At 71.7% G+C, this 8,347-nt stretch carries 10 protein-coding genes and 1 pseudogene; 9 read left to right on the plus strand and 2 right to left on the minus strand.

Annotated features, from left to right (window positions below):
* Positions 1 to 908: c-type cytochrome biogenesis protein CcsB (ccsB, locus tag MXD58_RS14200; protein ID WP_250609393.1), on the plus strand; the 908-nt coding region annotated here is incomplete at its 5' end.
* A 184-nt stretch (positions 909 to 1,092) separates the two neighbouring features.
* On the opposite strand, the gene MXD58_RS14205 is transcribed toward ccsB, so the two are convergent.
* Positions 1,093 to 1,512, minus strand: coding sequence for a PLD nuclease N-terminal domain-containing protein (locus MXD58_RS14205; RefSeq protein ID WP_248839632.1), 420 nt, complete (start codon positions 1,510 to 1,512; stop codon positions 1,093 to 1,095).
* 314 nt (positions 1,513 to 1,826) lie between these two features.
* On the opposite strand from MXD58_RS14205, the gene MXD58_RS14210 reads away from it, so the two are divergent.
* The 8 genes from MXD58_RS14210 (at position 1,827) to MXD58_RS14245 (ending at position 8,077) form a co-directional block, all read left to right on the plus strand.
* Positions 1,827 to 3,278 carry a menaquinone biosynthesis decarboxylase gene (locus tag MXD58_RS14210; RefSeq protein WP_248839633.1) on the plus strand — a complete coding sequence of 484 codons (1,452 nt, stop codon included), beginning with the start codon at positions 1,827 to 1,829 and terminating at the stop codon, positions 3,276 to 3,278.
* On the plus strand, positions 3,275 to 4,195 hold the full coding sequence (mqnP, locus tag MXD58_RS14215; protein ID WP_248839634.1) for a menaquinone biosynthesis prenyltransferase MqnP: 921 nt from the start codon (positions 3,275 to 3,277) through the stop codon (positions 4,193 to 4,195). Before MXD58_RS14210 ends, mqnP begins: the two co-directional genes overlap by 4 nt.
* 8 nt (positions 4,196 to 4,203) lie before the next feature.
* Positions 4,204 to 4,938, plus strand: coding sequence for a UbiX family flavin prenyltransferase (locus MXD58_RS14220; RefSeq protein WP_248839635.1), 735 nt, complete (start codon positions 4,204 to 4,206; stop codon positions 4,936 to 4,938).
* A gap of 130 nt (positions 4,939 to 5,068) precedes the next feature.
* Entirely contained in the window at positions 5,069 to 5,440 is a 372-nt protein-coding gene (locus MXD58_RS14225; protein WP_250609394.1) for a DUF4229 domain-containing protein, read from the plus strand.
* A gap of 82 nt (positions 5,441 to 5,522) precedes the next feature.
* On the plus strand, positions 5,523 to 6,671 hold the full coding sequence (gene mqnE / locus MXD58_RS14230; RefSeq protein ID WP_248839637.1) for an aminofutalosine synthase MqnE: 1,149 nt from the start codon (positions 5,523 to 5,525) through the stop codon (positions 6,669 to 6,671).
* 16 nt (positions 6,672 to 6,687) lie between these two features.
* The gene (locus MXD58_RS14235) at positions 6,688 to 6,996 is read left to right on the plus strand and encodes a hypothetical protein (protein WP_248839638.1); all 309 of its coding nucleotides are present in this window, start codon (positions 6,688 to 6,690) and stop codon (positions 6,994 to 6,996) included.
* On the plus strand, positions 6,996 to 7,235 hold the full coding sequence (locus MXD58_RS14240; RefSeq protein ID WP_248839639.1) for a DUF4229 domain-containing protein: 240 nt from the start codon (positions 6,996 to 6,998) through the stop codon (positions 7,233 to 7,235). The genes MXD58_RS14235 and MXD58_RS14240 overlap by 1 nt, the downstream gene beginning before the upstream one ends.
* Positions 7,232 to 8,077 carry a menaquinone biosynthetic enzyme MqnA/MqnD family protein gene (locus tag MXD58_RS14245; RefSeq protein ID WP_248839640.1) on the plus strand — a complete coding sequence of 282 codons (846 nt, stop codon included), beginning with the start codon at positions 7,232 to 7,234 and terminating at the stop codon, positions 8,075 to 8,077. Before MXD58_RS14240 ends, MXD58_RS14245 begins: the two co-directional genes overlap by 4 nt.
* A gap of 9 nt (positions 8,078 to 8,086) precedes the next feature.
* Here MXD58_RS14245 and MXD58_RS14250 read toward each other — a convergent pair.
* A pseudogene (locus MXD58_RS14250) lies at positions 8,087 to 8,347 on the minus strand (helix-turn-helix domain-containing protein); the annotation flags it as partial.

Raw genomic sequence — 8,347 nt, forward strand, 5'->3', positions numbered from 1 at the left:
ACCCGGCGGCGCCGACGGCAGCGGACCGGGCCCGGGAGATCGAGGCGGCCCGCCAACGCGACCAGGCCGCGCACACCCTGGCCGCGGGCAACGACGGTGACCTCGACGTGCCCGGGCGTGCCCGGTGGGTGGGCCGCATCGCCGTGGGGCTCACCGTCCTCGGCTGGGCCCTGCACCTGGCCTCGGTCATCACCCGCGGGTTCGCGGCGGACCGGGTGCCGTGGGGCAACATGTACGAGTACTCGTCGATGATCTCGCTCATCGCGGTCTCGACGTTCCTCGGCCTGATGATCCGGCACAACGTCCGTTGGCTGGGCGTGTTCGTCATGGTGCCGACCGTGCTGTATCTCGGGTTCGCCGGCACGGTTCTGTACGTCGCGCCGGGCCCGCTCGTGCCGGCGCTGAACTCCTACTGGCTCAAGATCCATGTGGTCGGGGCGATCATGGCGAGCGGCGTGTTCCTCGTCTCCGCCGTGACCACCGTGCTGTTCCTCGTCAAGGAGCGCTGGGAGAGCCGGCTGGCCGAGGTCGCCTCGGGTCGCGCGCAGGCGAGCCGGGCGATGCAGAACCGGGGCGGGATCGTGATGCGCCTGCCGTCCTCGGCGGCGCTGGACACGCTCACCTATCGGATCATCGCGTTCGCGTTCCCGATCTGGACGTTCGCCATCATCGCCGGCGCGATCTGGGCGGAGGCGGCATGGGGGCGCTACTGGGGCTGGGACCCCAAGGAGACCTGGTCGTTCATCACCTGGGTCTGCTACGCGGCCTACCTGCACGCGCGAGCCACGGCTGGTTGGCGGGGCCGACGGGCGGCGGCCATCTCGCTGTTCGCCTTCGCTGCGCTGTTCGTCGACTACTACGTGGTGAACCTCGTCATCACCGGCCTGCACTCCTACGCCGGAGTCTGAGCCCGCGGAGTCTGAGCCCGCGGAGTCTGAGCCCGCGGAGTCTGAGCCCGCGGAGTCTGAGCCCGCGGAGCCGGTGCCCGGCACAGCCCGGATGCCGACCGGCCGCGTCCCCACGGCCGGTCGGCTGACAGGTTCAGCCGTACAGGTAGTTCAGCCGTACAGGTAGTTCAGCCGTACAGGCAGATCAGCCGCGTGAGGGCGACGGAGGCTCCGGCTCGCCGCCACGGATGCGGTCGGCGAGCTCCCGGATGAACTCCGGGTCGTCGTCCGGGCCCTTGGGCCGGGCGACCGAGCGGCGGGTCCCCATGCGCGAGCCGGGCCGTCCCAGGCCCGCCTCGCGACGGTCGATCTCCCAGGTGGATCGCTGGCCGAAGGCGGGGTGATCCGAGATCGCCCGCCGCGGCGGGCGCGCGCCGAGCCCGTTCAGGCTGGGGCGCCCGAAGAGGAACCAGGCAACCGCCCCCAAGGGGCTGAAGAGGATCACCACGACGACCCAGATCGGCTTGGGCACGGCCCGTACCTCGTCCGGCGGTGTCCCGACGACGTCGATGATCGCGTACACCGAAACACCAATGATCACAAACAAAAGCGCGAGGCTCAGCACCGGCCGGTCGCTCCTTCCCGCTTCCCTTGATCGGTTAAGACTGGCTCGACATACTCGATAGGAACATCGGCCCGCGGGTATGTACTCCCGGCCATCACGCGGCATCGCCGACGGGTCAGACGAGCGTGCGGCGCCCCTCGCGGAGGGCGCGCGTGTCGCGGAGATGGCCGGCCCGTGTATCCCTAGTGTGCCCTCCGGCCGGAGCCCGTGTCCGGCCGGTCCGTCGGTCCACGTCGGGACGGCCGCCCGCGTCGGCGTGTCGACGGGTGGTGGGTGCCCGGACGGCGGGCCGCCGCTGCTGCCAGGATGGAGCAATGGCCTGGGCGGATCTGCGTGCGTTTCTCGCTCATCTCGAGCGGCGTGGGGACCTGCGGCGGGTATCGGCGACCGTCGATCCCCGACTGGAGATCACCGAGATCGTGACCCGGGTGGTGCGCGAGCGGGGGCCGGCGCTGCTGTTCGAGTCGCCGCTCGGCGCGGACATGCCGGTGGCGATCAACGTGTTCGGGACCGAGGAGCGGATGGCCGCGGCGCTCGGCGTGGAGCGCCTGGACGACATCGGCGACCGGCTCGCGGCGCTGCTGCGCCCGGAGCTGCCGGTCGGCCTGTCCGGGCTGCGTGACGCGCTCGGCAAGGCCGCGTCGCTGACCTCGCTGCCGCCGCGCCGCGTGCGCACCGCGCCCTGCCAGGAGGTCGTGTATAGGGGGTCGGAGGTCGACCTGTTCCGTCTGCCCGGCCTGCACGCCTGGCCGGCCGACGGCGGCGCGTTCCTCAACCTGGGCCTCACCCACACCCGCCACCCGGAGACCGGCGCCCGCAACCTGGGGATGTACCGGCTGCAGCGCCACGACGCGCGAACCGTCGGCATGCACTGGCAGATCCACAAGGACTCCAACGCCCATCACGCGGTCGCCGAGCGGCGCGGGGAGCGCCTGCCGGTGGCGATCGCGTTCGGCTGCGACCCGGCGGTCACCTACGCGGCCTCCGCGCCGCTGCCCGCCGACATCGACGAGTACCTGTTCGCCGGCTACCTGCGCGGCGAGCGGGTCGAGATGATCGACTGCCTGTCGGTTCCGCTACGGGTGCCGGCGAACTCCCAGATCGTGCTGGAGGGGTGGCTGGAACCAGGGGAGCGGCTGCCGGAGGGCCCATTCGGCGATCACACCGGCTTCTACACCCCGGTCGAGCCGTTCCCCGCGCTGCACGTCGACGTCATGACGATGCGCCGGGACCCGATCTTCCAGACGATCGTCGTCGGTCGCCCGCCGCAGGAGGATGGGCCGATGGGCAAGGCGACCGAGCGCATCTTCCTGCCGCTGATCAAGATGATGATCCCTGAGATCGTCGACTACGACCTGCCCGACGCCGGGGTCTTCCACAACTGCTGCATCGTCTCGATCGACAAGCGTTTCCCGAAGCACGCGCAGAAGGTGATGAACGCCATCTGGGGCGCCGGGCTGCTGTCGCTGTCGAAGCTGGTCGTCGTCGTCGACGCCGACTGTGACGTCCACAACTACGCCGAGGTCGCCTGGCGGGCGTTCGGCAACGTTGACTACGCACACGATCTGATCACCACTGTCGGCCCGGTCGACCACCTCGACCATGCCTCCTACGAGCAGTTCTGGGGCGGCAAGGTCGGCGTCGACGCGACGCGCAAACTGCCGACCGAGGGTTACCGTCGGGAGGGTGGCTGGCCGACCGAGATCGTCATGGACGAGTCGGTCCGAGCCCAGGTCACCCGCCGTTGGAAGGAGTACGGCCTTTGAGTGACGCGACCTTCCTGCCGGGTCCGGGCGGCGGGGCGGCCGAGCTCGGCCACGTGCGGGCGTTCCTACGCCTCGTCGTCATCGAGCACTCGGTGTTCGCCCTGCCGTTCGCCTACATCGCGGCGCTGGCGGCCTCGTTCGGCGCGTCCGGCTCGGTGCACTGGGCCGACCTCGCGCTCGTCACCGTTGCCATGGTCGCGGCCCGGACCTTCGCTATGGCGGCGAACCGGATCATCGACCGGGCCATTGACGCACGCAACCCGCGCACGGCCAACCGCGAGCTCGTCACGGGCGCGGTGTCGCTGCGAACCGCCGTGGTCGGCTCCGTGGTGGCGCTGGGCGCCTTCCTCGCCGCCGCGGCCGCGCTGTCCTGGCTGTGCCTCGCCCTCGCGCCGATCGCGGTCGCGCCGCTGGTGGTCTACCCGTATGCCAAACGGTTCACTGACTTCCCCCACGCCGTGCTCGGTATCGCGCAGGCCGTCGCCCCGATCGGCGCCTGGATCGCGGTCAGCGGCCACTGGTCGTGGGCGGCGTTCGTGCTCGGCCTCGCCGTCGGCAGCTGGATCGGCGGGTTCGACCTGATCTACGCCTGCCAGGACGCCGAGATCGACCGGCGCATCGGCGTGCGGTCGGTGCCGGCCCGCTTCGGGGTGCGCGGCGCGCTGATCGGCTCGAGCGTCACGCATGTCGTCACGTTCGGCCTGTTCGTGGCCTACGGCGTGATGGTGAGCGCCGGCGCCTGGTGGTGGGCGGGCCTGGCCATCACCGCGGCGGTCTTCTGCTACGAACACGCCATCGTGTCGCCGACCGACCTGTCCCGGGTGAACCGGGCGTTCCTCACCGCGAACGGTTTCGTCGGCATCGCGCTGTTCGCCTTCGCCCTCGCCGACCTGCTCAGCCGCGGTCTGTCCGGCTGAGCCGGCAGGTGAGCTCCGCCGCGCCGGCGCGGGTGCCGTGGGTCGTCGGGGTCAGCGGCGCCAGCGGCACGCCGTACGCCGCCGCGGTGCTGCGTGGCCTGCTCGCCGCCGGCCTGCCGGTCGACCTGGTGATCTCCCGCGCCGCGCGGCTGACCCTGCTCGACGAGACCGGCGTCGCCTGGCACGACGGCGACTGGGCGACGTCGCTGACCACCTGGCTCGCCCAGGCCCTCGACGCGGGCGAGGCAGGCCCTGGGGGCGACACGGGCGAGGCGGGCGAGGCGGCGCCGGGCATGGCGGCGGCCGACCTCGCCGCCGCGGTCCGCGCCTTGGTCGAGGTGCACGCGGCGGGCAACCTTGCAGCGGCGCCCAGCAGCGGTTCCCATCCGACCAGGGGCATGATCGTTGTTCCGGCGAGCACCGCCTCCCTGGCCGGGATCGCCCTGGGCCTGTCCAAGGACCTGCTCCAGCGCGCGGCGGACGTGACCCTCAAGGAGGGGCGCCGCCTCGTCGTCGTCCCCCGCGAGATGCCTTACACCGGCGCGACGCTGCGCCACATGCTCGCCCTGCACGACGCGGGCGCGGTCGTCGCCGCGGCGAGCCCCGGCTTCTACGCGGGTGCCCGCCGCGCGGGCGACCTGGTGGACTTCGTCGCCGGTCGGGTCCTTGACGCGGCCGGTGTCGACCACGCGCTGTACCGCCGATGGGCCGGTGACCTGGGCGGCGCCCGGCAGTCCCGCTGACGTACCGGCCGGCGAACCCCCTGGCCGTGGTGGCATGGGGACGGGCAGAGTGGTCGGTGTCGGCCCCGCATCGGGGCGGTCGGCCCCGGATCGGCATCGGGGCGAGGAGCTGGGCGGACAGAGGATGACCATGGCGGGTGGGGGACGCGGAGCGCCGAAGGACCGGGGTTCGCAGGACGGGGGACGCGGGCGTGGGCGGTCCGGGGGGCCCGAGCGGCCGAAGAAGAACGGGGCGTCGCAGCGTCCCGCCGGCCCGGCTCGTCCGCCGGCCCGTCCGGAGCAGGCGGACGTCGACCTGCGGGCGCAGCTGCCGTACTTCCTGGCCCGGTTGCTCGTCCTGGTGGCGATCACGGTCGTGCTCGCCCTCGTCGGGGTGAACCTGGTGCTTTCGGTGCTGATCGGGTTCGTCGTCGCCGGCCTGCTGACCTGGCCTCTCGGGCGCATGCAGCGCCGCGCCGCGCAGCGTTCCGCGAATCGGGACAAGCCCGGTCCGGGTGTGTGACGGGTCGGTTCCGGGACGGCTGTGACGGGTCAGCCCGTCCGGGCGGGCGGGGCCGGCCGTCCCGACGGGCTAACCTTGGTTCATGGATGCTGGGCTCAGGCGGGAGATCGAGGCCAAGGTCGGGGCGGGCGAGCGGTTGAGTCGCGCGGACGGCGAGGCGCTGTTCGCCAGCGACGATCTGGTGTGGCTCGGCGGCCTGGCCCACGAGGTCCGGACCAGGAAGAACGGCGACCGCACGTTCTTCAACGTGAACCGGCACCTGAACCTCACGAACGTGTGCTCGGCGTCCTGCGCGTACTGCTCGTTCCAGCGCAAGCCGGGCGAGGCCGACGCGTACACGATGCGAATCGAGGAGGCCGTCCGGCTGGCCCGGGAGATGGAGCCGGCCGGTATCACCGAGCTGCACATCGTCAACGGCCTGCATCCCACGCTGCCGTGGCGCTATTACCCGCGGTCGTTGCGGGAGCTGCGGGCGGCGCTTCCGGGCGTGGCGCTCAAGGCGTTCACCGCGACCGAGATCCACTGGTTCGAGAAGATCAGCGGGTTGTCCGCGGACGAGATCCTCGACGAGCTCATCGACGCCGGACTGGACTCGCTGACCGGCGGCGGCGCGGAGATCTTCGACTGGGAGATCCGCCAGCAGATCGTCGGCCATGAGACCCACTGGGAGGACTGGTCGCGCATCCACCGGCTGGCGCACGCCAAGGGCCTGCGCACGCCATGCACGATGCTCTACGGCCACGTCGAGCAGCCGCGGCACCGGGTCGACCACATTCTCCGGCTGCGTGAGCTGCAGGACGAGACGGGCGGCTTCGCGGTGTTCATCCCACTGCGCTTCCAGCATGACGCCGCCGGCGATCCCCGTAACCGGTTGATGAACCAGCCGATGGCGACGGGCGCGGAGGCGTTGAAGACGTTCGCGGTGTCCCGGCTGCTGTTCGACAACGTCGATCACGTGAAGTGCTTCTGGGTCATGCACGGGCTGACCACGGCGCAGCTCGCGCTGAACTTCGGCGCCGACGACCTGGACGGCTCCGTCGTCGAGTACAAGATCACCCACGACGCGGACCGGTTCGGCACCCCCACCACGATGACGCGGGACGACCTGCTGACCATCATCCGCGACGCCGGCTTCCGGCCGGTCGAACGCGACACCCGCTACCAGGAGATCCGCGAGTACGACAGGCCCGACCCGGCCCGCCGTGAGGTCGCATCCTCCATCGACGCCTGAGCCGGGGACGACCCTGATGGCCACGACCGACGAACCGACCACGACCGACGAACCGATCCCGAGCGCCGGCCCCGCGCAGCGGCCCCGGCCGGTCCGCCCACCCGGAGCGCCCGGCATCGGCTCCATCTTCGTGCTCGCCTTTCTGGTCATTCTGGTTCCCGGTATCGCCGTGTACGTGCTGCTGGACTGGGTTGGCCTGGCGATCGGGCCCGCCGGTCTGCTCGGGCTGCTCGTCGTGTTCCTCGGCCTGGGGTTCTTCCCGACCGTGCTGCGCCGACTCGGCTGGGTGCCGAGCCGGAAGACGACCAGGAAGAAAGGGTCCTGATGGAGCCGCGCAAGAGCCGTTCGGAACGTGGGTTGCTGGGCATCAACGTGCGCTACTTCGCCATCCGAGCGGTGCTCTTCGGCGTCGTGCTCGCCGTCGTTCTGCTGCTGGGCCTGGGCGGCCTGCTCGCGTTCGTGCTGGCGCTCGCCGTCAGTGGCCTGCTCAGCTATCCGCTGGCGCTGCGACAGCGGCGGGCCGTGCTCGAGGTGATGGAGAACCGGCACGGCGGGCAGCGTTGACCGAGGTCCGGCCCCGGGTCGGGCACATCCAGTTCCTGAACTGCCTGCCGCTGTACTGGGGGCTCGTCCACTCGGGTGCGCTGCTTGACATCGAGCTCACCAAGGACACTCCGGACCGGTTGAACGAGGCGCTCGTCGCCGGTGATCTCGACATCGGGCCGATCAGCCTGGTGGAATACCTGCGCCACGCCGACGAACTCGTGGTCCTGCCCGATCTCGCCGTCGGGTCCGACGGGCCGGTGCTGTCCGTGGTGCTGGCGACCGCAGTCCCCCTCGACGAGGTGCGCACGGTCGCGCTCGGCTCGACGTCACGGACGAGCGTGCTGCTCGCGCGGATGCTGCTGGAGGAGCGCTACGGCCGGCGGCCGGACTATGTGACCATGCCGCCGGACCTGCCGCTGATGCTGCGGGAGGCGGACGCGGCCGTCGTCATCGGCGACGTGGCGCTGCGGGCCACCTACGAGGCCGAGCGCGGCGGCTCCGCAGATCCCCTCGGCCTGATCGACCTGGGTGCGGCGTGGCGGGAGTGGAGCGGCCTGCCGATGGTCTTCGCGATCTGGGCCGCTCGACGGTCGTTCGCCGAGAGCCACCCAGGGGTGGTGAAGGAGGTCCACGACGCCTTCCGCGCGGGCCTGGATCTCGCGCTCGGTGACGTACGGGAGGTCGCGGCGCGGGCCGCCCGCTTCGAGGTGTTCGATCCGGCGACGCTGGCCCGGTACTTCACCACCCTGGACTTCCGGCTCGGGGCTCGCCAGCAGGCCGGCATCCGTGCCTTCGCGCAGCGGGCGGTGCGGCGCGGCGACGTGCCCAGGCTGCACGATATGATCTTCGCTGACGTCTGAGCAGTCCGCTCAGACCGGCGGCTGGAACGCGTGGGACAGGCTGCTCGGGGACTGCGGCGCGGGGCAGTGCGACTCCCTGTCGGCGAACCGGGCGATGCGCCCCTTGACCAGGGCGATCAGTAGCGGCGGCGTGGCCCGACCGCCCGGGGCCGTCAGCATCTCGGTGAGCGGATCGGTGCCGTCGAGCCCGGCGGCCACCGGTTCGTAGGCCGGCAGGCCATCCGGCTCGGCGGGTAGGGCGGGCCCGGCCGCGGCGGGCCGAGGCAAGGC

The sequence above is a fragment of the Frankia sp. AgKG'84/4 genome (genome assembly GCF_023242965.2).
GTDB lineage: Bacteria > Actinomycetota > Actinomycetes > Frankiales > Frankiaceae > Frankia.

Bases quoted from the DNA above. Each gene is read 5' to 3' on its own strand.
- MXD58_RS14240 (WP_248839639.1), top strand. From the start codon at position 6,996: ATGGAGCCGCGCAAGAGCCGTTCGGAACGTGGGTTGCTGGGCATCAAC.
- MXD58_RS14210 (WP_248839633.1), top strand. From the start codon at position 1,827: ATGGCCTGGGCGGATCTGCGTGCGTTTCTCGCTCATCTCGAGCGGCGT.
- mqnE (WP_248839637.1), top strand. From the start codon at position 5,523: ATGGATGCTGGGCTCAGGCGGGAGATCGAGGCCAAGGTCGGGGCGGGC.
- MXD58_RS14225 (WP_250609394.1), top strand. From the start codon at position 5,069: ATGGCGGGTGGGGGACGCGGAGCGCCGAAGGACCGGGGTTCGCAGGAC.
- MXD58_RS14235 (WP_248839638.1), top strand. From the start codon at position 6,688: ATGGCCACGACCGACGAACCGACCACGACCGACGAACCGATCCCGAGC.